27 protein-coding genes are annotated in these 23,723 nt (G+C 72.3%); 12 read left to right on the forward strand and 15 right to left on the reverse strand.

Translation table 11 applies throughout. The features are described from left to right. Positions 1 to 9 precede the first annotated feature (9 nt). Positions 10 to 444, forward strand: a complete 435-nt coding sequence (locus tag OG299_RS32420; protein WP_327363376.1) for a hypothetical protein — start codon at positions 10 to 12, stop codon at positions 442 to 444. Here OG299_RS32420 and mug read toward each other — a convergent pair. The 5 genes from mug to OG299_RS32445 all read right to left on the reverse strand — a co-directional run bounded on the left by mug (position 441) and on the right by OG299_RS32445 (position 5,720). Beyond that, positions 441 to 995, reverse strand: coding sequence for a G/U mismatch-specific DNA glycosylase (mug, locus tag OG299_RS32425; protein ID WP_266633715.1), 555 nt, complete (start codon positions 993 to 995; stop codon positions 441 to 443). The two genes, OG299_RS32420 and mug, sit on opposite strands and share 4 nt — an antisense overlap. Next, positions 992 to 2,425 (reverse strand): adenylosuccinate lyase, encoded by a 1,434-nt coding sequence (gene purB, locus OG299_RS32430; protein WP_030300188.1) that lies wholly within the window; start codon positions 2,423 to 2,425, stop codon positions 992 to 994. Before purB ends, mug begins: the two co-directional genes overlap by 4 nt. A 71-nt stretch (positions 2,426 to 2,496) precedes the next feature. Beyond that, positions 2,497 to 3,288, reverse strand: a complete 792-nt coding sequence (locus OG299_RS32435; RefSeq protein ID WP_266631440.1) for an SGNH/GDSL hydrolase family protein — start codon at positions 3,286 to 3,288, stop codon at positions 2,497 to 2,499. A 69-nt stretch (positions 3,289 to 3,357) separates the two neighbouring features. Next, complete coding sequence (locus tag OG299_RS32440; protein ID WP_266631442.1) at positions 3,358 to 4,383, reverse strand: hemolysin family protein; 1,026 nt, start codon at positions 4,381 to 4,383, stop codon at positions 3,358 to 3,360. Then, a complete protein-coding gene (locus tag OG299_RS32445; RefSeq protein WP_327363378.1) occupies positions 4,380 to 5,720 on the reverse strand; it encodes a hemolysin family protein in 1,341 nt (446 codons plus the stop codon). Before OG299_RS32445 ends, OG299_RS32440 begins: the two co-directional genes overlap by 4 nt. Positions 5,721 to 5,915: 195 nt before the next feature. Between OG299_RS32445 and OG299_RS32450 the strand changes: the two genes are divergently transcribed. Further along, positions 5,916 to 6,341, forward strand: a complete 426-nt coding sequence (locus tag OG299_RS32450) for a GNAT family N-acetyltransferase (RefSeq protein WP_327363379.1) — start codon at positions 5,916 to 5,918, stop codon at positions 6,339 to 6,341. Positions 6,342 to 6,365: 24 nt separating this feature from the next. Here the strand turns inward: OG299_RS32450 and OG299_RS32455 are convergent, their stop codons facing one another. After that, the gene (locus tag OG299_RS32455) at positions 6,366 to 7,031 is read right to left on the reverse strand and encodes a class I SAM-dependent methyltransferase (protein WP_327363380.1); all 666 of its coding nucleotides are present in this window, start codon (positions 7,029 to 7,031) and stop codon (positions 6,366 to 6,368) included. Between the two features lie 276 nt (positions 7,032 to 7,307). Here OG299_RS32455 and OG299_RS32460 point away from each other — a divergent pair, with 276 nt between their 5' ends. Further along, complete coding sequence (locus tag OG299_RS32460) at positions 7,308 to 7,931, forward strand: hypothetical protein (RefSeq protein WP_327363381.1); 624 nt, start codon at positions 7,308 to 7,310, stop codon at positions 7,929 to 7,931. Positions 7,932 to 7,997: 66 nt separating this feature from the next. On the opposite strand, the gene bioD is transcribed toward OG299_RS32460, so the two are convergent. The 3 genes from bioD to bioB are packed head-to-tail and all read right to left on the reverse strand — an operon-like array spanning position 7,998 to position 11,278. Then, on the reverse strand, positions 7,998 to 8,717 hold the full coding sequence (gene bioD, locus OG299_RS32465; RefSeq protein ID WP_327363382.1) for a dethiobiotin synthase: 720 nt from the start codon (positions 8,715 to 8,717) through the stop codon (positions 7,998 to 8,000). A gap of 1 nt (position 8,718) precedes the next feature. Next, the gene (locus OG299_RS32470; protein ID WP_327363383.1) at positions 8,719 to 10,032 is read right to left on the reverse strand and encodes an adenosylmethionine--8-amino-7-oxononanoate transaminase; all 1,314 of its coding nucleotides are present in this window, start codon (positions 10,030 to 10,032) and stop codon (positions 8,719 to 8,721) included. Continuing rightward, positions 10,025 to 11,278 (reverse strand): biotin synthase BioB, encoded by a 1,254-nt coding sequence (bioB, locus tag OG299_RS32475; RefSeq protein ID WP_266631456.1) that lies wholly within the window; start codon positions 11,276 to 11,278, stop codon positions 10,025 to 10,027. Before bioB ends, OG299_RS32470 begins: the two co-directional genes overlap by 8 nt. Positions 11,279 to 11,434: 156 nt before the next feature. On the opposite strand from bioB, the gene OG299_RS32480 reads away from it, so the two are divergent. After that, positions 11,435 to 12,607 carry an 8-amino-7-oxononanoate synthase gene (locus OG299_RS32480; RefSeq protein ID WP_327363384.1) on the forward strand — a complete coding sequence of 391 codons (1,173 nt, stop codon included), beginning with the start codon at positions 11,435 to 11,437 and terminating at the stop codon, positions 12,605 to 12,607. A 7-nt stretch (positions 12,608 to 12,614) separates the two neighbouring features. Here OG299_RS32480 and OG299_RS32485 read toward each other — a convergent pair whose 3' ends face one another. Continuing rightward, positions 12,615 to 12,839 (reverse strand): DUF397 domain-containing protein, encoded by a 225-nt coding sequence (locus OG299_RS32485; RefSeq protein ID WP_266631458.1) that lies wholly within the window; start codon positions 12,837 to 12,839, stop codon positions 12,615 to 12,617. 12 nt (positions 12,840 to 12,851) lie between these two features. After that, positions 12,852 to 13,736 (reverse strand): helix-turn-helix domain-containing protein, encoded by an 885-nt coding sequence (locus OG299_RS32490; RefSeq protein WP_327363386.1) that lies wholly within the window; start codon positions 13,734 to 13,736, stop codon positions 12,852 to 12,854. 194 nt (positions 13,737 to 13,930) lie between these two features. Between OG299_RS32490 and OG299_RS32495 the strand changes: the two genes are divergently transcribed. Further along, complete coding sequence (locus OG299_RS32495) at positions 13,931 to 14,380, forward strand: ATP-binding protein (RefSeq protein WP_327363387.1); 450 nt, start codon at positions 13,931 to 13,933, stop codon at positions 14,378 to 14,380. A 7-nt stretch (positions 14,381 to 14,387) separates the two neighbouring features. On the opposite strand, the gene OG299_RS32500 is transcribed toward OG299_RS32495, so the two are convergent. Then, positions 14,388 to 14,777, reverse strand: a complete 390-nt coding sequence (locus OG299_RS32500) for a VOC family protein (RefSeq protein ID WP_266631461.1) — start codon at positions 14,775 to 14,777, stop codon at positions 14,388 to 14,390. Positions 14,778 to 15,115: 338 nt separating this feature from the next. On the opposite strand from OG299_RS32500, the gene OG299_RS32505 reads away from it, so the two are divergent. The 7 genes from OG299_RS32505 (at position 15,116) to OG299_RS32535 (ending at position 21,616) form a co-directional block, all read left to right on the forward strand. Then, positions 15,116 to 15,418, forward strand: coding sequence for an urease subunit gamma (locus tag OG299_RS32505; protein ID WP_266631463.1), 303 nt, complete (start codon positions 15,116 to 15,118; stop codon positions 15,416 to 15,418). A 14-nt stretch (positions 15,419 to 15,432) separates the two neighbouring features. Next, positions 15,433 to 15,744, forward strand: coding sequence for an urease subunit beta (locus OG299_RS32510; RefSeq protein WP_030300159.1), 312 nt, complete (start codon positions 15,433 to 15,435; stop codon positions 15,742 to 15,744). Then, on the forward strand, positions 15,737 to 17,458 hold the full coding sequence (locus OG299_RS32515) for an urease subunit alpha (RefSeq protein WP_266631464.1): 1,722 nt from the start codon (positions 15,737 to 15,739) through the stop codon (positions 17,456 to 17,458). The genes OG299_RS32510 and OG299_RS32515 overlap by 8 nt, the downstream gene beginning before the upstream one ends. A gap of 30 nt (positions 17,459 to 17,488) precedes the next feature. Continuing rightward, entirely contained in the window at positions 17,489 to 18,163 is a 675-nt protein-coding gene (locus OG299_RS32520; protein ID WP_266631465.1) for an urease accessory protein UreF, read from the forward strand. A gap of 52 nt (positions 18,164 to 18,215) precedes the next feature. Then, positions 18,216 to 18,902: an urease accessory protein UreG gene (ureG, locus tag OG299_RS32525; RefSeq protein ID WP_266631466.1), complete on the forward strand. Its 687-nt coding sequence runs from the start codon at positions 18,216 to 18,218 to the stop codon at positions 18,900 to 18,902. After that, on the forward strand, positions 18,899 to 19,759 hold the full coding sequence (locus tag OG299_RS32530; RefSeq protein WP_327363388.1) for an urease accessory protein UreD: 861 nt from the start codon (positions 18,899 to 18,901) through the stop codon (positions 19,757 to 19,759). The genes ureG and OG299_RS32530 overlap by 4 nt, the downstream gene beginning before the upstream one ends. Positions 19,760 to 19,951: 192 nt before the next feature. Continuing rightward, positions 19,952 to 21,616, forward strand: a complete 1,665-nt coding sequence (locus OG299_RS32535; protein WP_266631467.1) for an alpha/beta hydrolase — start codon at positions 19,952 to 19,954, stop codon at positions 21,614 to 21,616. A gap of 76 nt (positions 21,617 to 21,692) precedes the next feature. On the opposite strand, the gene OG299_RS32540 is transcribed toward OG299_RS32535, so the two are convergent. The 3 genes from OG299_RS32540 to OG299_RS32550 all read right to left on the reverse strand — a co-directional run bounded on the left by OG299_RS32540 (position 21,693) and on the right by OG299_RS32550 (position 23,685). Continuing rightward, positions 21,693 to 22,403 carry a lysophospholipid acyltransferase family protein gene (locus tag OG299_RS32540; protein WP_266631469.1) on the reverse strand — a complete coding sequence of 237 codons (711 nt, stop codon included), beginning with the start codon at positions 22,401 to 22,403 and terminating at the stop codon, positions 21,693 to 21,695. Positions 22,404 to 22,531: 128 nt separating this feature from the next. Beyond that, entirely contained in the window at positions 22,532 to 22,690 is a 159-nt protein-coding gene (locus tag OG299_RS32545; protein WP_266631471.1) for a hypothetical protein, read from the reverse strand. Positions 22,691 to 22,722: 32 nt separating this feature from the next. After that, entirely contained in the window at positions 22,723 to 23,685 is a 963-nt protein-coding gene (locus OG299_RS32550; RefSeq protein ID WP_266631473.1) for a cytochrome c oxidase assembly protein, read from the reverse strand. Positions 23,686 to 23,723: the final 38 nt, after the last annotated feature.

A 23,723-nucleotide genomic window follows, 5' to 3' on the forward strand; every position in this document is an offset into this window, starting at 1 on the left:
ACTGACGGCATGACCACGGCAGAGCATCTCGACACGATCGACCGGCTCCGGACGCGTGACTTCCCCGAAGTCCGGGGCAGGTCCGAAGTGGGCACCAGCGGGCCCGGCTACCACCTCGCCGAGCTGGGCGGGAGCCGGTGGTACGGGGACGAGGACGCGGCCGACCGCCTGGCGCACGAGGACCAGGTGTCCGCCGAGTACGAGGCCCTGACCCAGCGGCTGGAGGAGCGGTGGGGGAAGCCCGACCGGTTCACGCTCGACAGCCTGAAGCTGCGGACGGAATCCGGGGAGGTGGCGCAGCCGTGGCAGGAGATCGGGGACACGAGCGACCACCTGCACCTGTGGCGGGCCGGGGACCGCTGGGTCGCCGTCTACGAGGCCCGCTGGGGGGCCGACCACTCACCGCAGCTCATGGCCGCGGTGACCGTGATCGACCCGCCCTAGGGAGCCGAGTCGGGGGTTGACTCGGCGGCCGCGCGGAGGCGGGCGTACTCCTGGGCCATGGACTCTGCCGTCCAGTGGGCATTGAGGCCGCTGGGGTTGGGGAGCGCCCAGATGCGGGTGGAGCCGATGGTCCGGTCCTGGGGGCCGATCTGGGCCTTTCGTTCGCCGAAAGCCGTGCGGTAGGCCGTGACCCCGACGACCGCCAGCCACTGCGGGCGCAGCTGTTCCACCTTGGCGGTCAGGATGCGGCCGCCCTCGCGGAACTCCTCGGCGCTCAGCTCGTCGGCCCGGGCCGTGGCGCGGGCGACGACGTTGGTGATGCCGAGCCGGTAGGTCAGGAGCTCCTCCTGCTCCGCGGGGGCGAAGCGGCGCGGGGTGAAGCCGGACAGGTGCAGGACGGGCCAGAAACGGTTGCCGGGGCGGGCGAAGTGATGGCCCGTCGCGGCGGAGAGGAGACCCGGGTTGATCCCGCAGAACAGCACGCGCAGACCGCCCGCGACCACGTCCGGGATGACGCGGTCACGGGCGGCGCTCAGCTCCTCGGGGGTCAGAGGATCGACCCCGGCGTGTACCCGGCGGCCTCCGGGTGCTGCTTGGCGATCGCCTCGATACGGGAGACCACCGCGGCGACCTGGTCACCGGCCGCGCCCGTGAAGGACAGCTTGTCGGCCATCAGGGCGTCGAGCTGGGCCCGGTCCAGCGGCATCCGCTCGTCGGCGGCCAGCTTGTCCAGCAGCTCGTTGCGCTCGGCGCCCTGCTCGCGCATGGCGAGCGCGGAGGCCACCGCGTGCTCCTTGATGACCTCGTGGGCGGCCTCGCGGCCGACGCCCGCCCGCACCGCGCCCATCAGGACCTTGGTGGTCGCGAGGAACGGCAGGTAGCGGTCCAGCTCGCGGGCCACGACCGCCGGGAAGGCGCCGAACTCGTCGAGGACCGTCAGGAAGGTCTCCAGCAGGCCGTCGAACGCGAAGAACGCGTCGGGTAGCGCCACCCGGCGGACCACGGAGCAGGAGACGTCGCCCTCGTTCCACTGGTCGCCGGCCAGCTCGCCGGTCATCGAGGCGTAACCGCGCAGGATGACCATCAGGCCGTTGACGCGCTCGCAGGAGCGGGTGTTCATCTTGTGCGGCATCGCGGAGGAGCCGACCTGGCCGGGCTTGAAGCCCTCGGTGACCAGCTCGTGGCCGGCCATCAGGCGGATCGTCTTCGCGATCGACGAGGGGGCGGCGGCCAGCTGCACCAGGGCGGTGACCACGTCGTAGTCGAGCGAGCGCGGGTACACCTGGCCGACCGAGGTGAAGGCCTGGGCGAAGCCGAGGTGGGCGGCGATCCGCTGCTCCAGGTCGGCCAGCTTGGCGGCGTCGCCGCCGAGCAGGTCGAGCATGTCCTGGGCGGTGCCGACCGGGCCCTTGATCCCGCGCAGCGGGTAGCGGCCGAGCAGGTCCTCCAGGCGGTCGTAGGCGACCAGCAGCTCGTCGGCCGCGGTGGCGAAGCGCTTGCCCAGGGTCGTCGCCTGTGCGGCGACGTTGTGGGAGCGGCCTGCCATGACCAGCTCGGCGTGCTCGCCGGCCAGCTTGCCGAGACGGGCGAGGACGGCGACCGTGCGGTCGCGGGCCAGCTCCAGCGAGAGCCGGATCTGCAGCTGCTCGACGTTCTCGGTGAGGTCGCGGGAGGTCATGCCCTTGTGGACGTGCTCGTGGCCGGCGAGGGCGTTGAACTCCTCGATGCGGGCCTTCACGTCGTGCCGGGTGACCTTCTCGCGCTCGGCGATGGAGGCGAGGTCGACCGTCTCCAGGACGCGCTCGTAGTCGGCGAGGGCGGCGTCCGGGACGTCGATGCCGAGGTCCTTCTGGGCACGGAGCACGGCGAGCCACAGCCGCCGCTCCAGCGTCACCTTGTACTCGGGGGACCACAGGACGGCGAGCTCCGCGGAGGCGTAGCGGCCGGCCAGGACATTGGGGATGCGGGGCTTGGCTGTCACGTGTAGGGATTCTACTTGGGCCGCAGCTGTGCGTTTACGCAGGTGGCGACCCCGCCCCGGATTGTGCCTTGCTACGAGAGCCGCTCGCCCGCGGCCGCCTCGTACGGCAGCAGCTCCGGGCGCTTGGCCGGGCGGCCGTCCCCCGAGGAGCGGCCCGTCAGCCGGCGGCCGACCCAGGGCAGCAGGTGCTGCCGCGCGAAGCTCAGGTCCTGGGAGCGGCGCACGGCCCAGCCGGGGGGCACCGGGGGCGGGAGCTCGGCGCGCCAGTCCTGCTCGGGCGGCAGTCCCAGCGTCTGCCAGACCGCCTCCGCCACCCGGCGGTGGCCCTCGGCGGTCAGGTGCAGCCGGTCCACGTCCCACATGCGGGGGTCGGCCAGCACACCGGCCCCGTACAGGTCCACGACCAGGGCCCCGTGCCGGGCGGCGAGCTCCTCGATGACGGCGAAGAGCTCCTCCATGCGCGGCCGGAAGCGGTCCATCACCGGCCCGTTGCGCCCAGGGGAGCGCATCAGCACCAGCGTCTTGCAGGTGGGCGCCAGCAGCCCCACGGCCTCCTCCAGGTGCCCGCGCACCCGGCCCATGTCGACCTTCGGACGCAGGGCGTCGTTCAGGCCCCCCACCAGGGTCACCACATCGGCGCGCATCGCCGCCGCGACCGGGGCCTGGTCCTCGGCTATCTGCCCGATCAGCTTCCCGCGGACCGCGAGGTTCGCGTACCGGAAGCCGGGCTCGCGCGCCGCGAGGCGGGCGGCCAGCAGATCGGCCCAGCCCCGGTAGGAGCCGTTGGGCAGCAGGTCGGACATCCCCTCGGTGAAGGAGTCGCCGACCGCGACGAAACTGGTGTAAGACGCATTCATCTCCATGGCGGAGCGATGCTACCGCGCGGTACCCCCGCCCCGCAGGGCCGGGGCACCACCGCGGTGGCAGCCGCCTCAGGCGGAGGCCGGCCTGCCGAACAGCTCGCGCAGCACGTCCTCCATCGTGACCAGGCCCGTCATGGCCCCGCCCGAGCCCATGACCGCCGCCAGGTGCGTCCGGCTGCGCCGCATCGCGGTCAGCACGTCGTCCAGCGGGGTCTCGGCCCGCACCTGGGCGATCGGGCGCAGCACGGACACCGGGAACGGCTGGTCCCGCTCCGGTCCGTCCGCGTCCAGGGCGTCCTTGACGTGGAGGTATCCCAGGATCCTGGCCTGGGCGTCGATCACCGGGAAGCGGGAGTACCCGGACTCGGCCGACAGCCGCTCCAGTCCCGCCGGCGTGATGCCCTCCCGGGCCACCACGACCCCGTCCAGCGGCAGCACCACATCGGTGACCGGCCGCCGCCCCAGCTCCAGGGCGTCGTGCAGCCGCTCGCTCGCCCGGTCGTCGATCAGCCCCGCCTCGCTCGAGTCCCGCACGATCCGCGCCAGCTCGTCGTCCGAGAAGGTCGCCGAGACCTCGTCCTTCACGTCCACCCTCAGCAGCCGCAGCAGGAGGTTGGCGAAGGCGTTGATCGCGAAGATCACCGGCTTCAGCGCCCGCGTCAGGGTCACCAGCGGCGGACCGAGCAGCAGCGCCGTGCGCACGGGCTCGGACAGGGCCACGTTCTTCGGCAGCATCTCGCCGAAGAGCATGTGCAGGTACGTCGCCAGCGTCAGCGCGATCACGAAGGAGATCGCGTGCGTCAGCCCGGACGGCACCCCGAACAGGTCGAACAGCGGGGTCAGCAGGTGCGCGATGGCCGGCTCGGCCACCACACCCAGGACCAGGGTGCACAGCGTGATGCCCAGCTGCGCCGCCGCCATGAGCGCCGACAGGTGCTCCAGGCCCCACAGCACGGCGCGGGCCCGCCGGTCGCCCTGCTCGGCGTACGGCTCGATCTGGCTGCGCCGCACCGAGATCAGCGCGAACTCGGCGCCGACGAAGACGGCGTTGACGACCAGGGTCGCCAGGCCGATCAGCAATTGGAGCACCGTCATCGCGCTCCCTCCCCACCCTTGTCCTGCGACGGCTCGACGGGCGCGTGCAGCAGCACCCGCGCCGCCCGCCGCCCGCCGGCGTCCACCACGTCGATCTGCCAGCCGCCCAGCTCCATGCTGTCGCCGACCGCCGGGATCCGGCCCAGCTCGGTCGCTATGAGCCCGGCCAGCGTCTCGTACGGGCCGTCCGGCACGCGCAGTCCGATCCGTTCCAGCTGGTCGGTGCGCGCGGCGCCGTCGGCGGAGTAGAGGCTGCGCCCGGAGGCGTCCGTACCGGCCGGGGCCAGGTCCGCGGTCTCGTGCGGGTCGTGCTCGTCGCGCACCTCGCCGACGACCTCCTCGACGATGTCCTCCAGGGTGACCACGCCGGCCGTGCCGCCGTACTCGTCGATCACCACGGCCATCGTCTGGCGGCCGGACAGCAGGTCAAGCAGCCGGTCCACGGTCAGCGACTCCGGCACCAGCAGCGGTTGGCGCAGCAGCTGGGAGACGGGCCTGCGGCGCCGTTCCTCGGCGGGCAGCGCGAGCACGTCCTTGATGTGGACGGTGCCGACGACGGCGTCGAGGCCGCCCCGGTAGACCGGGAAGCGCGACAGGCCGGTGGCCAGGGTCGCGTTCGCCACGTCCTCGGCGGTGGTGTGCACGTCGAGGGCGGTGACCTGGACCCGCGGGGTCATCACGTTCTCCGCGGTGAGGTCGGCCAGGTTCAGGGTCCGTACGAACAGCTCGGCGGTGTCCTTCTCCAGCGCGCCCGCCTTGGCGGAGTGGCGGGCCAGCGCCACCAGCTCCTGCGGGGTGCGCGCGGAGGCCAGCTCCTCGGCCGGCTCCATGCCGAACCGGCGGACCATGTGGTTCGCCGTGCTGTTCAGATGGCTGATGAACGGCCGGAACGCGCGGCTGAAGACGCGCTGCATGGTGGCCACCCGCTTGGCGATGGCCAGCGGGGACGAGATCGCCCAGTTCTTGGGCACCAGCTCGCCGACGACCATCAGGACGACGGTCGACAACACCGTGCCGAGGATCAGGGCGGTGGAGGAGGCGGCGCCGGCCGACAGCCCCATGGCCTCGAAGGGGCCCTGGAGCAGGGCGGCGATCGACGGCTTGGAGATCATGCCGATGACCAGGCCGGTCACGGTGATGCCGAGCTGGGCGCCGGACAGCTGGAACGTCAGGCTGCGCACGGCCGCGAGGGCGCTCTCGGCTCCGCGCTCGCCGCGCTCGACGGCTTGGTCGAGCTCGCTGCGCTCGACGGTGGTCAGCGAGAACTCCGCCGCTACGAAGACTCCGCAGGCAAGGCAGAGCAGCAGCGCCACGAGGAGCAGGAGCACTTCGGTCATCGGTCGGTCACCTCCGTTCCATGATCAGTCAGGAGGAGGGGTATCGCGCGATGTCGGGTACTGGGGGGCTCGCCCATGGACGGACGCTCACACCTTTCGATCGGGTCGGTCGACTTGCTGTCACAAGAGTAAAGGACGAGCAAAGAGAACGGATCATTCATTTGGCGGAGCGCACCCGGATGATGGGATCCGGACATGAACGATCTTCACGTCGGTCCTGCGTCGGCCGCCGATCTCACCGCCGTGCTCGACTTCTGGAAGACCGCTGCCGAGGGAACGAGTATCAGCGACGACCTCGCCGGGGTCGAGCAGCTCCACGCCCGCGATCCGCACGCCCTGCTGCACGCCCGGCGCGAAGGCGAACTGGTCGGCACCGTGATCGCCGGCTTCGACGGGTGGCGCTGCCACCTCTACCGGCTCGCGGTCCACCCGGCCCACCGCCGCCAGGGCATCGGATCGGCGCTGCTGGCCGCCGCGGAGGAGCGCTTCGAGGCGCTCGGCGGACGGCGTGCGGACGCGATGGTGCTGGACCGCAACGAGCAGGCGCACGGGGCGTGGGACGCGGCCGGCTACCACCGCCAGGACATCTGGACGCGCTGGGTCAAGCCGCTGGGCGGCTGAGGCCCGCCGGGCGCCGGGCACCCCCTAAGCGGGACCGCGGCGGGCGGAACCGATCACGCAGTACGAGGTGGGGAGGGCCGGTCCGCGCTCGGGCAGCCGGAAACTGCGGTACGAGACGAACCGGAATCCGGCGGCCTCGATCGCGGCGGCCGGGTCCCGGGAGGTGTGGCACCCGCCGAAGAGGTGCGGCCACACGGTCCGGTCCAGCGTGCGCTGGACGGCGGCCATGCCGCGGGTGGGCGCCCGGCCGTGCTCGAAGAAGCGGAGCTCGGCGTCGGGGCGCAGCACCCGGTGGAGCTCCGCGAGCGAGCGGGGCAGGTCCCGTACGGTGCACAGCACGAGCGAGGCGACGGCGGCGTCGAAGGCCTCGCTCTTGACCGGGAGGGCCTCGGCGACACCCGGCACGACGTCGACGGGTACCTCGGCGCGCAGGGCGGCGTCGGCCGCTAGCCGGCGCAGCCTCCGCTCCGGTTCGACGGCGACGACCTCGGAGACGGCGCGCGGGTAGTGGGCGAAGTTGAGCCCGTTGCCGGCGCCGATCTCGATGACCCGGCCGGACACCCCGTGCAGCAGCTCGCTGCGGAGGGCGGCGATACCTCCGCGGGTGTCGGCGGCGGTGCTGAACCGGGCGTAGAACCGGGCGAAGAGCGGGTGGTCGACGGAGTCCGGGTTTTGGTGCGGCGTGGCCATGGCGGGTCTCCGGGGCGGGGTGGCGGCGGATGCGGTTTCCCTGCCGGGCTGTTCCCCGTCCGGGCGGCCCGCAAAACCGGCGCCGCCGGGCGGGACCGGCTTCCGCGGCCCGTCCTCCGCCTCCCGCGGCCCGCCGCCCGCCGCCGGGGCGCTCGCCAGGGACGGCTGTCCGCGTCCGGATTGAGTACGCGTACTCAGGAGCCCGGGACCTGCGGTGGAGACAATCGGGTGATCCGCCCCGCCCGCCGGGGCCGGCCCAGGGAAAGTGGAGACCCCGTGACCTTCCGTACCACCCCCGCCGGAGCCGTGCTGCTCGCGGCAGGACTGCTCGCACTGACCGCCTGCGGCACCACGGTGTCCGGGAGCGGCGCGGCTGCGGACCCGTCCCCGGTGCCTTCGCCCGTCCGGACCCCGGACTACGCCGCCGAGGCGGCGGCCGCGGTGGCCCGCCACGACAAGCTCTTCCCCGAGGTGGCCGAGCTGTGCGAGGGCAGGGCGAGTGCGGCCCCGGCCGGGTCGGCCGCGCCCGGTGAACTGCCCACGGACCCCGAGGCGCGCAAGTACGCGGAGAACCACGCGTACAAGAACGAGGCCGCGCTCACGCCTGCGACCAAGTGCCGGGGCGACGCGCACGCCGCGCGGATCAAGAAGGCGCTGGGCGGCGACGACGGGAAGGGCGCACCGAAGTCGAAGGAGGAGCTCAGCGGGCTCCTGACCGGGATGGGCTACAAGCTGGAGGGCGGAGGCGTGTACGCATCGAGCACGGGCAACCTCTCGTTCGTCCTGTCGGTTCCGGAGAGCGGGCCGTGCGTGACGGGCCATCTGACCCCGCCGATCAGCGTGAAGGCCCACGGGGTCTACATGGAGGGCGGCTGCAACGAGCCCCGCGGCGGCCACTGAACGCACCGTGGACGCAAGCCCGGCGGGCCGGGTGGCACCGCCGGGCCGATGAGTCCGGATCCGCGATCAGGGCTGCCAGGTCGTCAGGAACGACTCCGGCGACCACGTGCCCGCCAGGGCGGGGGACAGCCAGGTGGGGGCCGCCGTGCGGAAGGACTCCGGGGCCAGGGACCCCGAAGCCTCCGGGACGGCGCCCAGCAGCGGGAGCCCCGAGGACGACGGGAGGTCCGCCAGGTTGCAGCGGCAGGCCAGGTCCGGCTCGGCCGGCCAGCTGCCGATGACCACGCCCAGGGCCTCCAGCTCCCGGGCCCGGAGGGCCTCGGCCGTCAGGGTCGTGGAGTTGAGGGTGCCGAGGGCCGCCGGGGCGACCACCAGCACCGGGGCGCCGAGGAGCCGGGCCGCATCGGCCAGCGTGTGGCCCTCCTCGTCGAAGCGGACCAGGAGGCCGCCCGCGCCCTCCACCAGGACCAGGTCGTGGGACCGGGCGAGCCGGCTCGCCGCCTCCGCGACGGCGCTCGGCGAGACCGTGGGCAGGCCCGCGCGGCGGGCCGCCGTGTCGGGGGCCAAGGGCTCCGGGTAGCGGGCCAGTTCCACCGCCGTGACCGTGGGGCCGGCCAGGCGGACGGCCTCCGCCGCGTCGCCCGGCTCGGTCGCGTCCACGCCGGTCTGTGCGGGCTTGAGGACCGCCACCGAGCGGCCCGCCGCGACCGCGGCCGCCGCGATCGCCGACGTGACCACCGTCTTGCCGATCTCCGTGCCCGTGCCCGAGACCATGAGTACCGTCATGTCAGCCCTCCGCCGCCGCCGCGCACACCGCGCGGCAGATGCGGGCCACGTCGCCGTCGCCCGTGACGAACGGCGGCATCACGTAGATCAGGTCCCTGAACGGGCGCACCCACACGCCTTCGCGGACCGCTGCCCGGGTCGCCGCGGCCACGTCGACCTCGTGGGTCAGCTGGACCACGCCGATCGCGCCCAGGACGCGTACGTCCCGTACACCGGGCAGGTCACGCGCCGGGGCCAGGCCCTCCTCGAGCCCTGCCTCGATGCGCTTGACCTCTCGCTGCCAGTCCTGGCCGAGCAGCAGGTCGATCGAGGCCAGTGCCACGGCCGTGGCGAGCGGGTTGCCCATGAACGTCGGCCCGTGCGCGAGGACCGGGACGGCGCCCCGGGAGATCCCGTCCGCCACCCGCTCCGTGCACAAGGTGGCCGCCAGCGTGAGGTAGCCGCCGGTCAGGGACTTGCCGAGGCACATCACGTCCGGGGCCATCCCCGCGTGGTCCGCCGCGAACAGGGCGCCGGTGCGGCCGAAGCCCGTCGCGATCTCGTCCAGGATGAGCAGGACGTCGTACTCGTCGCACAGTTCGCGCAGCACCCGCAGGTAGCCCGGGTTGTGGAAGCGCATGCCGCCCGCGCCCTGGACCACCGGTTCCACGATCACCGCGGCCAGCTCGTCCGCGTGAGCGGAGAGCAGGGAGCGCAGGTGGTCGACGTACGCGGGGTCCACGGGCGCGTCGAAGCCGCTCGGCGGCACGTCGGCGAAGAGCTGGCGCGGCAGGATCCCCGACCAGAGCTCGTGCATGCCGCCCTCGGGGTCGCAGACCGCCATCGGCGTCCACGTGTCCCCGTGGTACCCGCCGCGCCAGGTCATCAGCCTGGTCTTGCCGGGCCGGCCGGTGGAACGCCAGTACTGGAGGCACATCTTCACCGCGACCTCGACCGAGACCGAGCCCGAGTCGGCGAGGAAGACGTGCTCCAGGCCGGGCGGGGTGATCTCGACCAGCCGGGCGGCCAGCCGGACGGCGGGCTCGTGGGTGAGCCCGCCGAACATCACGTGGGACATGCGGCCGAGCTGGTCGGTCACGGCCTCGTTCAGTACCGGGTGGTTGTAGCCGTGGATCGCCGACCACCAGGAGGACATGCCGTCGACCAGCTCGTCCTGTCCCTGGGAGGGTTCGGCCAGCCGCAGCCGGACGCCCGAGGCGCAGGAGACGACCATCGGCTCCTGCCGACCGGGCATGGGGCCGTACGGGTGCCAGACGTGCTGCCGGTCCAGCGCGAGCAGTTCCGCGGCCGGCATCGCGTGGTGCTGGTCAGGCATTGGGCGCGAGGTCCGTTCCCGCGCCCCGCCGGCGGACCGCCACCAGGTCCGGACGGACCTCGCCGGCCGGAGCCTGGGCAGGAGCCCCGGCGGGCACGGGAGCCGACGCCGCGACCGGCGCCTGCGCCGGGACGGCCTCGTGGCCCGAGCAGCCGCCGCACGCCGAACCGCAGCCCGCCTCGGCCGCCGAGGAGCCGCACGGGCCCTGACCGGCCGCGGCCCTGGCCGCAGCCAACGCGTCCGCGCGGTGCGCCGGCAGGGTCGTCGTACCGGCGCCCTCCACCTCGAAACCGGCGTCCGCGATCATGTCGAGGTCGGCCTGGCCGGCCTGGCCCTCACTGGTGAGGTAGTCGCCGAGGAAGATGGAGTTGGCGATGTTCAGCGCGAGCGGCTGCATCGAGCGCAGGTGCACCTCGCGGCCGCCGGCGATCCGGACCTCCACGTCGGGGCAGACGAACCGGACCATCGCCAGGATCCGCAGGCAGCGCTGCGGGGTGAGGTTCCACTCCTTGGCCAGCGGGGTGCCCTCGAAGGGGATCAGGAAGTTCACCGGCACCGAGTCGGAGTCCAGCTCGCGCAGCGAGTAGACGACGTCGACCAGGTCCTCGTCGCTCTCGCCCATGCCCGCGATCAGGCCGGAGCAGGCCGACAGGCCCGCCGCGTGCGCCTTCTGCACGGTGTCGACCCGGTCCGCGTAGGTGTGGGTCTTGGTGATCTGGCCGTACGTGGCCTCGGACGTGTTCAGGTTGTGGTTGTAGGCATCGGCGCCCGCGTCCTTCAGGCGCTCGGCCTGGCCGTCGGAGAGCAGGCCGAGGCACGCGCACACCTCGACGCCCTCGTTCTGCTCCTTGATCGCCTCGATCGTCTTGCCGACCCGGTCCACGTCGCGGTCCGTCGGGCCGCGCCCGCTCGCCACGAGGCACACGCGCTTCGCGCCGCCCGCGACGCCGGCCGCGGCGGCCTGCGAGGCCTCGTCCGGCTTGAGCCACGTGTACTTGAGGATCTCCGCCTTCGATCCCAGTCGCTGGGAGCAGTAGGAGCAGTCTTCCGGGCAGAGCCCGGACTTCAGGTTGACCAGGTAGTTCAGCTTGACCCGACGCCCGAACCACTGGCGGCGCACCTTGCCGGCCGCGGCCACCACGTCGAGCAGTTCGTCGTCAGAGGTCGCCAGTACGGCGAGCGCCTCTTCGCGGGTCGGCAGCTCGCGCCGCAGCCCCTTGTCCACCAGGGTGTTCAGCAGGTCCATGACGCCGATCCTGGACCACACGACCACTCCCGGCCAAGGAGAGATCGCACAACATGGCCGGAACAGAGTGTGTGTATCGCCACACCTGGCACTCGGGTGACGGCCGTTAGGGTCAGGCACGTCTGTGGACAGCCGACAAAACACGAGGACCCGCCGATGCCCCAGCACAGCCCCGAGCCCGATGACGTGTTCGCCTGGATCGACGACGCGGAGCGGGCCCGTGAGAAGGCCGGGCTCGTCCGGACGCTGCGCCCCCGCCCGGCCTCCTCGCCGCTGCTGGACCTCGCGAGCAACGACTACCTCGGCCTGTCCCGGCACCCCGAGATCGTGCGCGGCGCGCGCGAGGCGGCCGAGCGGTGGGGCGCGGGGGCCACGGGGTCACGCCTGGTGACCGGGACGACCGAGCTCCATGCGGAGCTCGAGCGGGAGCTCGCGGCCTTCTGCGGGTTCGAGGCCGCGCTCGTCCTGTCCTCCGGTTACGCCGCCAACCTGGCGGCCGTCACCGCGCTCAGCGACCGGGGCACCCTGGTCGTGTCCGACGCCGGCAACCACGCCTCGATCGTCGACGGCTGCCGGCTCTCCCGTGCCGGGACCGAGGTGATCCCGCACTCCGACCCGGAGGCCGCGCGCAAGACGCTCGCCACGCACGAGGGCAGGGCGCTGCTGGTCAGCGACTCGGTGTTCTCCGTGGACGGGGACGCCGCCCCGCTCGCCGCGTACGCGGCCGCCTGCCGGGAGCAGGGCGCGGCCTTGGTCGTGGACGACGCCCACGGGCTCGGCGTACTGGGGGAGGGCGGCCGCGGAGCCCTGCACGCCGCCGGACTCGCGGGCGCGCCCGGGGTGGTCGCCACCCTCACGCTCTCGAAGTCCCTGGGCAGCCAGGGCGGAGCGGTGCTCGGTCCGGCCAAGGTGATCCGGCACCTCGTCAACACGGCGCGGACCTTCATCTTCGACACCGGGCTGGCACCGGCCGCCGCGGGTGCGGCGCTGGCGAGCCTGCGCCTGCTCCAGCGGGAACCGGAGCGCGCCGGCCGGGCCCGCGAGGTGGCCGACCGGCTGTACGGGCGGCTCACCGCGTCCGGCCTGACCGCGGCCCGGCCGGACGCGGCCGTGGTGTCGGTACGGGCCCCGTCGGCTTCGGCGGCACTGCGCTGGGCCGCCGACTGCCGCGAGGCAGGTCTGTCCGTGGGGTGCTTCCGTCCGCCGTCGGTGCCGGACGGCATCTCCCGGCTGCGGCTGACCGCACGGGCCGATCTCACGGGGGACGAGATCGACCGGGCCGTCGAGACGATCCTGGGGACCGCCCCGGCCGGAGCCACGGACCGCTAGGGCAGCGTCACGCGAGCACGTCCGCCCGTACAGATGCGAGGAAGCCGTCCCAGGCCGGCCCGGTGAAGAGCACGGCCGGGCCGTCCGTCCGCTTGGAGTCGCGGACGGCCAGCAGGCCGCTGCCGCTGAGGACGGCCGTTTCCACGCAGTTGTTCATTCCGGTGCTGCGGCTGCTCCGCCGCCACCGCGCGCTGATCAGAAGTCCGCTGGTGGAGAGGGGGGTTGCGGACACGGGGGTGCCTCCTTACGCGTCGTCAGCGAGTGAGCTGATGAGATCCGACGAGTCCTGGGGCGGGAGGGCGTGCGCCTGGATGGTGCGGAATGCGGCGCTGTACGCCTCGAGGTCTTCCTTCCGCTCCAGATAGAGGCTACTCGTCAAATGGTCGAGTACCACCACATCCAGATCGGCGATGTTCGGAAATGAGAAAATAACGAACGGTCCGGTCAGGCCGAGATGACCCCCCACGCTGAACGGAAGTACCTGCAACCGCACTTGGGGCAGCCGGGACACCTGCGCCAGATGCCGCAATTGCGCCGCCATCACCCCGGGGCCGCCGATCTGCCGCCGCAGCACGGCCTCGTCCAGTACAGCGCTCAGCTCCAGCGGGGGATCGGCCCGCAGCACCGACTGCCGGGCCAGCCGCACGTCGACCAGCGCGTCGACCTTGGGTTCCGGCAGCCCGCCGAGCGCGGCCCGGGTGACCGCCCGCGCGTACTCCGGGGTCTGCAGCAGTCCGGGCACCACGGAGAGTTCGACCGTACGGGCCGAGCGGGCGCCCGCCTCCAGGCTGATGAAATCCCGGTACTCCTGGGGCAGCAGCCCCCGGTAGTCGTGCCACCACTGGCGGCCGCGCACGGTGTCCCCGCCCGGCCCGGGGCCCGCCGCCGAGGCCGACAGGGCCTCCAGCAGTGCCCGTTGCTCGGGGCTGACGACCTCTGCGTAGACATCGAGGAGGAGGTGGATGTCCTCCGGTTTCACGCCACTGCGCCCTGTCTCGATGCGGCTGATTTTCGACTGGTGCCACCCCGCGATCCGGGCCGCCTCACCACTGGTGAGTCCGGTCCGGTCGCGCAGCGCGCGCAGTTCCTCGCCGAGCTTGCGCCGACGCACCGCGGGACCGTGCTGCATACCCGCCTCCTTCCACCGGCACAGCTCGCACCAGTCTGCCGTCCAAATACGCTCTTCCGTAGCAGAGTTCACTGCATTGAGCGACAGATATATGCATATCTTGGGGGAACGGCAGCACCGGCGGGACGATGGGTGGCACTCTGGCGTCCAGCACAGATCCGGGGTTTCGCCCCGGTGGGAAAGGGACCGTCGCCATGGCAGATCACCAGGAAGCATCCGTCACTCTGCCGAGCGATCCCGCCTCGGTCGCGACAGCCCGCCGCTACGTCGCGGAGGTGCTCGGCGAATGGGGACTGCCCGACGAGGCCGACACCGCGGACAGTGTCCGGCTGATCGTCTCGGAGCTCGCCACCAACGCTGTGCAGCACACCTTCGGCCAGTCGCCCACCTTCACCGTGGACATCCGCCTCGAGCGCGGGGAATGGCTCCGCGTCGGGGTGACCGACAGCCACCCGCGCTGGCCCAGGCGCCTCCCGGCCGCCGTCCAGCAGGACAACGGCCGGGGGATGGTGATCATCCGCTGGCTCACCGCCGAAGCGGGTGGCCGGCTCGCCGTCAGCCCCACCGAGGACGGCGGCAAGACCGTCTGGATCGCCCTGCCCTGGCCCGTCGGGGCTCCCGCGAAGAGCGTCACCGGCTGTTGAGCCGCGCTCAGGCCTGCCCGCGCTCCGCGGCGCTGCGCTCGATGCACAGTTCGTTGCCCTCCGGGTCGGCGAGCACGGTCCAGCCGGAGCCGTCCTCCCGGCGCCGGTCGTCGACCAGCTTCGCCCCGAGCCCGATGAGCCGCTCGACGGTCTCGTCCCGGGTGCCGGTGGGCGGCTGGATGTCCAGGTGGACCCGGTTCTTGACGGACTTGGCGTCCGGTACGCGGATGAACAGCAGCCCGGGGACCCCGGGCTGCGCCGGGTCCAGCAGGATCTCGTCGTCACCCTCCTCGTCGTCCGGGTGGATCGGGAAGCCGGTCACGGCGGACCAGAACTCGGCGGTCTTGTAGGGCTCGAGCGAGTCGAAGGTGATGTGGCGGACCGGGTTGACGAACATGCCTCTCCTCTGTGGCGGGTCCTGCGGCGGTGACCGGGGACCGTCGGTCCGGCCCGTATACGGGACCGGCGGTGGGCGGCCCGGGAGTTGAACCGGGTGCCTGCCCGAAACGTGGGTTCACGCGGCGGAAAAGCGCGGCGCCTAGCGTGTCGGCCACGGGCTTCCGTCAATGATCACCCATCCGCGGGTAAAGCGGCGGTGCTCGGGGCGGAAAGCCTTTCTCTGCGTTGGGCAAGACATGCTTGGCTCGGATATGCGCAGGTCAACAAAGTGTTGAAGGCCGTTAGGGTCGGCCCGGCGCGACGTCGATCTTGTCCTGGAAGCTTGGTGACTTACGAGTGCAACTGACACCGCACGAGCAGGAACGACTACTCATCCACGTGGCCGCCGACGTGGCCGAGAAGCGCAGGGCGCGCGGGGTACTCCTCAACCACCCCGAAGCGGTCGCCCTGATCACCTCGCACATCCTCGAAGGGGCCCGCGACGGGCGGACCGTGGCCGAGCTCATGGCCTCCGGCCGCACCGTGCTCGGCCGCGCCGACGTGATGGAGGGGATCCCCGAGATGATCCACGACGTCCAGGTCGAGGCGACCTTCCCGGACGGCACGAAGCTCGTCACCGTCCACGACCCGATCGTCTGAAGGGGAGTACCCGCATGATCCCCGGCGAAATCGTCCACGGGGACGGCCCGGTGCGCCTCAACGAGGGCCGTCCCGTTACCCGCCTCACCGTGCTCAACGCCGCCGACCGGCCCGTCCAGGTCGGCTCCCACTACCACTTCGCCGAGGCCAACCCCGGCCTCGACTTCGACCGCCGGGCCGCCCGCGGCCTGCGGCTCAACGTCGCCGCCGGCACCGCCGTGCGCTTCGAGCCGGGCATCCCGGTCGCCGTGGAACTCGTACCGCTGGGCGGGCTGCGCACCGTACCGGGCCTGCGCGGCGAGACCGGAGGGCCGCTCGATGGCTGAGCTCGACCGCAGGGCGTACGCCGACCTCTTCGGACCGACTGCCGGCGACCGGATCCGGCTCGCGGACACCGACCTCTTCGTCGAGATCGAGCAGGATCTCAGCGGCGGCCCCGGACGCTCCGGCGACGAGGCCGTGTTCGGCGGCGGCAAGGTGATCCGCGAGTCCATGGGACAGGCCCGCACCACCCGCGCCGAGGGCGCCCCCGACACCGTGATCACCGGAGTCGTCGTCCTCGACCACTGGGGCATCGTCAAGGCCGACATCGGCATCCGCGACGGCCGCATCTGCGGCATCGGCAAGGCCGGCAACCCCGACACGATGGACGGGGTGGATCCCGCACTCGTGATCGGCCCCGAGACCGAGATCATCGCGGGCAACGGGAAGATCGTCACGGCGGGCGCCATCGACGCCCACGTGCACTTCATCTCCCCGACCGTCATCGACGAGGCCCTCGCCTCCGGCATCACCACCCTCGTCGGCGGCGGCACCGGACCCGCCGAGGGCACCAAGGCCACCACCGTCACCCCCGGCCCCTGGCACCTCGCCCGGATGTTCGCGGCCCTGGAGTCCTACCCCGTCAACATCGGCCTGCTGGGCAAGGGCAACACCATGTCCCGCGAGGCCATGCACTCCCAGCTGCGCGGCGGCGCCCTCGGGTTCAAGATCCACGAGGACTGGGGGTCCACCCCCGCCGTCATCGACGCCTGCCTGAGCGTCTGCGACGAGACCGGCGCCCAGGTCGCCATCCACACCGACACCCTGAACGAAGCAGGATTCGTCGGCGACACCCTCGCCGCCATCGCCGGGCGGACCATCCACTCGTACCACACCGAGGGCGCGGGCGGCGGGCACGCACCCGACATCATCACCGTGGTCTCCGAGCCGAACATCCTGCCCAGCTCCACCAACCCGACCCGGCCGCACACCGTCAACACCATCGACGAACACCTCGACATGCTGATGGTCTGCCACCACCTCAACCCGGCCGTCCCCGAGGACCTCGCGTTCGCCGAGTCCCGGATCCGGCCCTCGACCATCGCCGCCGAAGACGTCCTGCACGACCTCGGCGCCATCTCCATCATCTCCTCCGACGCCCAGGCCATGGGCCGCGTCGGCGAGGTCGTCCTGCGCACCTGGCAGACCGCCCACGTGATGAAGAAGCGGCGCGGCTTCCTGCCCGGCGACGGACCCGCCGACAACCACCGCGCCCGCCGCTATGTAGCGAAGTACACGATCAACCCCGCCGTGGCCCAGGGCCTCGCGCGCGAGATCGGCTCGGTGGAGACCGGCAAGCTCGCCGACCTGGTGCTGTGGACTCCGGCCTTCTTCGGGGTCAAGCCCGAGGTGGTCATCAAGGGTGGCCAGATCGCGTACGCCCAGATGGGTGATGCGAACGCCTCCATCCCCACCCCGCAGCCGGTGCTGCCCCGCCCGATGTTCGGCAGCCACGGCCGGGCCCCCGGGCTGAACTCGGTCAACTTCACCGCGCAGGCCGCGCTCGACGACGCGCTGCCCGAACGGCTCGGACTCGGCAAGCAGTTCGTGGCCATAGAGAACACCCGCAAGGTGAGCAAGGCGGACATGCGCAACAACGACGCCATGCCGAGGGTCGAGGTCGACGCCGACACCTTCACGGTCACCATCGACGGGGAGGCCGTGGAACCCGCGCCCGCGGCGGAACTGCCCATGGCCCAGCGCTACTTCCTCTTCTGACATGGCGCCTCTCGCGACGGGCACGGCCCGATGAGCCTCGCCGCACTGCTCGTACTCGCCGACGGCCGCTTCCCCGCCGGCGGGCACGCCCACTCCGGCGGGGCCGAGGCTGCCTGCAAGGCCGGCCGGATCCACGACGCCTCCACCCTCGAGGAGTTCTGCCGCGGCCGACTGCACACGGCCGGACTCGTCGCCGCCGCACTCGCCGCGGCCGCGGCCCTCGGGCTCGACCCGGCGGTCCTCGACACCGCCGCCGATGCCCGCACCCCGTCGCCCGCGCTGCGCACCGCGGCGCGGCGGCTGGGCCGGCAGCTGCTGCGGGCCGCCCGGGCCACCTGGCCCGCCGCCGAACTCGACGCGCTCGCCGCGGCCTTCCCGCGCGGGGCGCACCAGCCGGTGGTGCTCGGGCTCACCGCCCGGGCGGCCGGGCTCGGGCCGCTGGACGCCGCGCACGTGGCGGCGTACGAGAGCGTCGGCGGACCGGCCACCGCGACCGTGCGGCTGCTCGGCCTGGACCCCTTCGAGGCGAGCGGGGTCCTGGCCCGCCTCGCCCCCGAGCTCGACGCCGTCGCCGCGCAGGCCGCGCAGGCCGCGCACCGGGCCCGGTCGCAGGGCCCGGACGCGCTGCCCGCGGCCTCCTCGCCACTGCTGGACATCGCGGCGGAGAGCCATGCCGGCTGGCCGGTACGGCTCTTCGCCTCGTGACCGCCCCCTCACCGCTTCCCGACCGGCTCCACGATTCCCTCCGGAGACCCCCATGCACCTCGACCACGGCGTGACCTACCCCCAGCGCCACACCCACAGCGCCGCGCCGGCACGGGCCGACGGCTCGCGCCGCGCCCTGCGGATCGGCCTCGGCGGACCCGTCGGCTCCGGCAAGACGGCCACCGTCGCCGCCCTCTGCCGCGCCCTGCGCACCGAGCTGTCGATGGCCGTCGTCACCAACGACATCTACACGCGGGAGGACGCCGAGTTCCTGCTCCGCGAGGCCGTCCTGCCGCCCGAGCGGATCAGCGCGGTGGAGACCGGTGCCTGCCCGCACACCGCCATCCGCGACGACATCTCCGCCAACCTCGAGGCGGTCGAGGAACTGGAGGAGACGGTCGGCCCGCTCGACCTGATCCTCGTCGAGTCCGGCGGCGACAACCTCACCGCCACCTTCTCCCGCGGCCTCGTCGACGCCCAGATCTTCGTCATCGACGTGGCGGGCGGCGACGACATCCCGCGCAAGGGCGGCCCCGGCGTCACCACCGCCGACCTGCTCGTCGTCAACAAGACCGACCTCGCCCCCTACGTGGGCTCCGACCTGGACCGGATGGCCCGCGACGCCGCCGAGCAGCGCGGTGAACTCCCCGTCGCCTTCCAGTCGCTGCGCGCCGAGGACGGCGTGGCGCCGGTGGCCGCATGGGTGCGCGAGCGGATCGCCGCCTGGGCCGCGCGGTGAGCCCTACGGCGGCCCCCGCGCCTCCCGCCGCCGCGCCGGCCCCGGCTGCGGCCCCCGCCCCGCATGCCTCCGCCGCACCCGCTCCCGGGCCCGCCCTCGCTCCGGCCGGCGTACGGGCCACCGCCCGGATCTCCGCCGTCGCCGACGGCCGCGGCGGTACCGCCCTGCCACTGCTGGCCGGTGAGGGTCCGCTCGCGCTGCGCCGCACCCGGGGCACGGCCGCCGAGGCCGGCGTGATGCTGGTCGGCGCGATGAGCGCCCCGCTCGGCGGGGACCACCTCAGGGTGGAGGCCGCCGCCGGCCCCGGTGCCCGTCTCGCCCTGGCCTCGGCGGCGGCCACCCTGGCGCTGCCCGGCCGCGGTGGTGAGCCCGCGCGGTACGACGTACGGCTGACCTTGGCCGAGGACGCGGCCGTACGGTGGCTGCCGGAGCCGCTGGTTTCCGTACGCGGCAGTGACCTGCGGGTGCACACCCGGGCCGAACTCGCTCCCACGGCCCGGCTGCTGCTGCGCGAGGAGCAGGTGCTGGGCCGGACGGGGGAGGAGCCGGGCCTGCTGCGCAGCAGGCTCGCCGTGATCCGGGGCGGGACCCCGCTGCTGGACCAGGAGCTGGCCTGCGGTTCGGGGGCGCCCGGCGGCTGGGACGGGCCGGCGGGGCTGGCGGGCCACCGGGCGCTCGGTCAGCTGCTGGTCGTGGACCCGGCATTCGCCGCGTCGCCGCCGGCCGCCGCGGTGCTGGGGGAGTTCGCGGCCGTCACTCCGCTGGCCGGTCCCGCCGTCCTCGTGACGGCTCTGGCACCGGACGCGCTGCGGCTGCGCGAGGTACTCGACGCGGCGTGGCGCACATACGGCTGGTGACTGCTGAGCAAACCTGGGACGAATGCGACACCGCTCAGCGGTACACGCCTTTCCGGTTATCGGGTTGGCAAAGAACGCGACCTTGGTCTGTTGTCAGGTGTAGGTCAGACGAAAGGATCCAGCTGCAGAGACCGACTGCACCCGACCAACCCGGCCTCCTCCGGCCGGGCCTGACGCAGGGGGAACAACCACGTGATACGCACTGCAGCGCTGGGGAGCGCTGCCACTCTGATCACCGGAGCGCTGGCCGCGGGCCTGCTGCTGGCCCCGCCGGCCGCAGCGGCTTCGTCCACCCAGAACTCCCCGCTCCCGGAGGCGCTGGGCGTCCAGCTCGCCGCGGCCCGCGCCGCAGCCACCGGTGTCGAGTGGAAGGACTGCCCCGCCGACTGGGGCTTCGAGGCCCCGATCCAGTGTGGCTTCGTCAAGGTCCCGCTCGACTACTCGAAGCCGTTCGGCAAGACGATCGACCTCGCGGTCGACCGCGCCGTCAGCACCGGCACCAAGCAGGAGCGCCAGGGCGCGCTCCTCTACAACCCGGGCGGCCCCGGCGGTTCCGGCATGCGCTTCCCGCGCCGGGTCACCACCAAGTCCCCGCTCTGGGTCAACACCTCCAAGGCCTACGACTTCGTGGGCTTCGACCCCCGCGGTGTCGGCCACTCGGCGCCCATCTCCTGCATCGACCCGCAGGAGTTCGTCAAGGCTCCCAAGGCCGACCCGGTCCCGGACACCAAGGCCGACAAGAACGCCCAGCGCAAGCTCGCCGCGGAATACGCGGACGGCTGCAAGGAGCGCAGCGGCGACATGCTGCCGTACATGACCACGCCGAACATCGCGCGTGACCTGGACGTCATCCGTGCCGCCCTCGGCGAGAAGAAGCTGAACTTCATCGGCGTCTCCTACGGCACCTACATCGGCGGGGTCTACGCGACCCTGTTCCCGACCCACGTGCGCCGCATGATCGTCGACAGCGTCGTCAACCCGGCGCAGGAGAACATCTGGTACGAGGCGAACCTCGAGCAGGACGTCGCCTTCCAGATGCGCTGGAACGACTGGCAGGACTGGGTCGCCAAGAACGACAACGTCTTCCACATCGGCGACACCCGCGCCAAGGTCGAGGCCAAGTGGCAGGAGCTGCGCGCCAAGGCCAAGGCCAACCCGCTCGGAGGGGTCGTCGGCCCGGCCGAGCTCATCGGCTTCTTCCAGGGCGCCCCGTACTACGACTCCTCCTGGGTGCCCGTCGCCCAGGCGTTCAGCGCGTACGTGGCCGGTGACGAGAAGCCGCTGATCGAGGCGATCTCCCCGGACATGTCCGACATCAAGGGCAACATCGCCTCGGAGAACGGCAACGCGGTGTACACCGCGGTCGAGTGCGCCGACGCCAAGTGGCCGACCAGCTGGGCCAAGTGGGACAAGGACAACAGCAAGCTGCACGAGAAGTACCCGTTCCTGACCTGGTCCAACGCGTGGATGAACCTGCCCTGCGCGACCTGGAAGTCCAAGCAGAGCAAGCCGATCGAGGTCGGTGCCAAGCACGGCCTGGCCCCGGTCCTGATCGTCCAGTCCGAGCGTGACGCGGCCACGCCGTACGAGGGTGGCGTCGAGCTGCACCGCCGCCTCGCCGGCTCGCGCCTGATCACCGAGCAGAACGCCGGCTCGCACGGTGTCACCAGCCTGGTGAACCCCTGCATCAACACTCGGGTGGACGCCTACCTGCTCGAGGGCAAGGTCGACGCCGCGGACGTGAAGTGCGGTCCGCACGCCACTCCGGTCGCCCCGGCCCCGGCCACCGCGAAGTCGCTCGCCACGGCCCCGGCGTCGGCCCTGCCGGCGCTGGAGGAACTGCCCGCCGTCCGCTAAGGCCGGCGGTCGCATGAAGCAGTACTGAGTGCAGTATTGAGTGCAGTACTGAGCACGGCACAGCACGGGAGAAGGCTCAGCGCGTCTTGCGCCGGGCCTTCTTCCGTGCTTCCTCCTCCTCCGCCTTGACCTCGGCGGCGTACCGGTCGACGTACTCCTGGCCGGACAGCCCGAGGACGGCGTACATGATCTCGTCGGTGACGGCCCGCAGCACGGCCCGCTCGCCCTCCAGCCCCGCGTACCGCGAGAAGTCCAGCGGCCGGCCGAAGCGGATCGTCACGCGCCGGATGTTCGGGATCTTCTGCCCGGGCGGCTGGATCTCGAAGGTGCCGACCATCGCGCACGGTACGACGGGCACCCCGGCCCCGAGCGCCATCGCGGCCACGCCCACCTTGCCCTTGTACAGCCGCCCGTCGTGGGAGCGGGTGCCCTCGGGGTAGATGCCCAGCAGCTCGCCCTTGGCCAGTACCCCGAGCCCTTCGCGCAGCGCGGCCTGTCCGGCGTCCTTGCCCGACCGGTCCACCGGGATCTGTCCGGCACTGCGGAAGAAGAACGCGGTCAGCCGCCCCTTCACCCCGGGACCGGTGAAGTACTCGGCCTTCGCGAGGAACGTGATCCGGCGTTTGAGGATGGCCGGCATCAGGAAGTGGTCGGAGAAGGACAGATGGTTGCCCGCGATGATCGCGGCCCCTTCCGGCGGGATGTTCTCCAGTCCCTCGATGCGCGGGCGGAACAGCAGCCGCAGCAGCGGACCGAGCAGCACGTGCTTGAGCAAGTGGTAGAACACCGGGGCATTTTCCCTTCACCTGGGCGTCAGGTCAGTGTGCCGTACACGGTGCAGGACGGGCAGGGGGAACCACGAAGAAGCCAGGCCAGGGGAGGGGCCGGTGAGGCTGCCGAGGCGGGTGCGGCGGTTCAGGTCTTACGGGACGCCGCCATGGCGGCGGTCAGCAGGCCGAGGACCACCCAGGCGAACCACAGCCAGCCGTTGCTGCCGAGGGCCACGGAGTACGTGGCGACGGCCACCAGAGCGGCGAAGGTCATGACGGCCATCGCCTTAACGGATCCGGTCATGCCCCATGGTCGCGCGCGAAGGTGCTCCTCCGCTACTGGCCACGCGCTTGGAGCGAGGCGAGATAGGAGTTGTACGCCTCCAGCTCCTGGTCGCCGTCGCGGTCCGCGGCCCGGTCCGCGCGCTTCGCCGCCCGCTGCTCGGAGCGGTACCACTGGTAGACCAGCGCGATCAGCACCAGCACCGACGGGATCTCGCTGAAGGCCCAGGCGATGCCGCCGCCCCACTGCTGGTCGAGCAGCGGGTCGATGCCGAGGGAGGCCGGCGGGTTCGCGTACGTCTTGATCATCGGCTCGCTCGCCATCATCACGGCGATGCCGAAGAAGGCGTGGAACGGCATCCCGGCGAAGAGCTCCAGCATCCGCATCACGTAGCCGGGGCGGTGCGGGCCCGGGTCCACGCCCATGATCGGCCAGAAGAAGATCAGGCCGACGGCCAGGAAGTGCACCATCATGCCGATGTGCCCGGCCTTGCTCTCCATGAGGAAGTCGAAGAGCGGCGTGAAGTAGAGGGCGTAGAGGCTCGCGATGAACATGGGGATGGTGAACACCGGGTGGGTGATCACCTTCATGTAGCGGCTGTGCAGCAGCATCAGCAGCAGCTCGCGCGGTCCCTTGCGGCCACGGGCGGCGGGCGGCAGCGCGCGCAGCGCCAGCGTCACCGGTGCGCCCAGCAGCAGCAGGATCGGCGAGAGCATGCTGATGACCATGTGCTGGACCATGTGCACGCTGAACATGACCATGCCGTAGTCGTTCAGCTTGGTGCACATCATGAGGGCGATGCTCAGCACGCCGGCGACGAACGCGATGGTCCGGCCCGGCGACCAGGCGTCACCGCGCCGGCGCAGCCGCACCACACCCCACAGGTACAGGCCGAGGCCCACGAGCGAGCCGATCAGGAAGAACGCGTCGAAGGAGAACTCCAGCCCGCGCCCGAGAGTGAACGGCGGCAGGTCCATGTCCATATGCATGTCCATGCCGTGACCGCTGTGATCCATCTGTTCACTCCCTTGACCCGTGGTGCCCCACCACAGTA

Source organism: Streptomyces sp. NBC_01296, assembly GCF_035984415.1.
Classification (GTDB): Bacteria; Actinomycetota; Actinomycetes; order Streptomycetales; family Streptomycetaceae; genus Streptomyces.

Excerpts from the sequence above, each read along its gene's own strand:
- OG299_RS32420 (WP_327363376.1), top strand. The coding sequence starts at position 10 with ATGACCACGGCAGAGCATCTCGACACGATCGACCGGCTCCGGACGCGT.
- OG299_RS32435 (WP_266631440.1), bottom strand. The coding sequence starts at position 3,288 with ATGGAGATGAATGCGTCTTACACCAGTTTCGTCGCGGTCGGCGACTCC.
- OG299_RS32440 (WP_266631442.1), bottom strand. The coding sequence starts at position 4,383 with ATGACGGTGCTCCAATTGCTGATCGGCCTGGCGACCCTGGTCGTCAAC.
- OG299_RS32445 (WP_327363378.1), bottom strand. The coding sequence starts at position 5,720 with ATGACCGAAGTGCTCCTGCTCCTCGTGGCGCTGCTGCTCTGCCTTGCC.
- OG299_RS32450 (WP_327363379.1), top strand. The coding sequence starts at position 5,916 with ATGAACGATCTTCACGTCGGTCCTGCGTCGGCCGCCGATCTCACCGCC.
- OG299_RS32455 (WP_327363380.1), bottom strand. The coding sequence starts at position 7,031 with ATGGCCACGCCGCACCAAAACCCGGACTCCGTCGACCACCCGCTCTTC.
- bioD (WP_327363382.1), bottom strand. The coding sequence starts at position 8,717 with ATGACGGTACTCATGGTCTCGGGCACGGGCACGGAGATCGGCAAGACG.
- OG299_RS32470 (WP_327363383.1), bottom strand. The coding sequence starts at position 10,032 with ATGCCTGACCAGCACCACGCGATGCCGGCCGCGGAACTGCTCGCGCTG.
- bioB (WP_266631456.1), bottom strand. The coding sequence starts at position 11,278 with ATGGACCTGCTGAACACCCTGGTGGACAAGGGGCTGCGGCGCGAGCTG.
- OG299_RS32480 (WP_327363384.1), top strand. The coding sequence starts at position 11,435 with ATGCCCCAGCACAGCCCCGAGCCCGATGACGTGTTCGCCTGGATCGAC.
- OG299_RS32490 (WP_327363386.1), bottom strand. The coding sequence starts at position 13,736 with ATGCAGCACGGTCCCGCGGTGCGTCGGCGCAAGCTCGGCGAGGAACTG.
- OG299_RS32495 (WP_327363387.1), top strand. The coding sequence starts at position 13,931 with ATGGCAGATCACCAGGAAGCATCCGTCACTCTGCCGAGCGATCCCGCC.
- OG299_RS32500 (WP_266631461.1), bottom strand. The coding sequence starts at position 14,777 with ATGTTCGTCAACCCGGTCCGCCACATCACCTTCGACTCGCTCGAGCCC.
- OG299_RS32510 (WP_030300159.1), top strand. The coding sequence starts at position 15,433 with ATGATCCCCGGCGAAATCGTCCACGGGGACGGCCCGGTGCGCCTCAAC.
- OG299_RS32515 (WP_266631464.1), top strand. The coding sequence starts at position 15,737 with ATGGCTGAGCTCGACCGCAGGGCGTACGCCGACCTCTTCGGACCGACT.
- OG299_RS32520 (WP_266631465.1), top strand. The coding sequence starts at position 17,489 with ATGAGCCTCGCCGCACTGCTCGTACTCGCCGACGGCCGCTTCCCCGCC.
- ureG (WP_266631466.1), top strand. The coding sequence starts at position 18,216 with ATGCACCTCGACCACGGCGTGACCTACCCCCAGCGCCACACCCACAGC.
- OG299_RS32545 (WP_266631471.1), bottom strand. The coding sequence starts at position 22,690 with ATGACCGGATCCGTTAAGGCGATGGCCGTCATGACCTTCGCCGCTCTG.
- OG299_RS32550 (WP_266631473.1), bottom strand. The coding sequence starts at position 23,685 with ATGGATCACAGCGGTCACGGCATGGACATGCATATGGACATGGACCTG.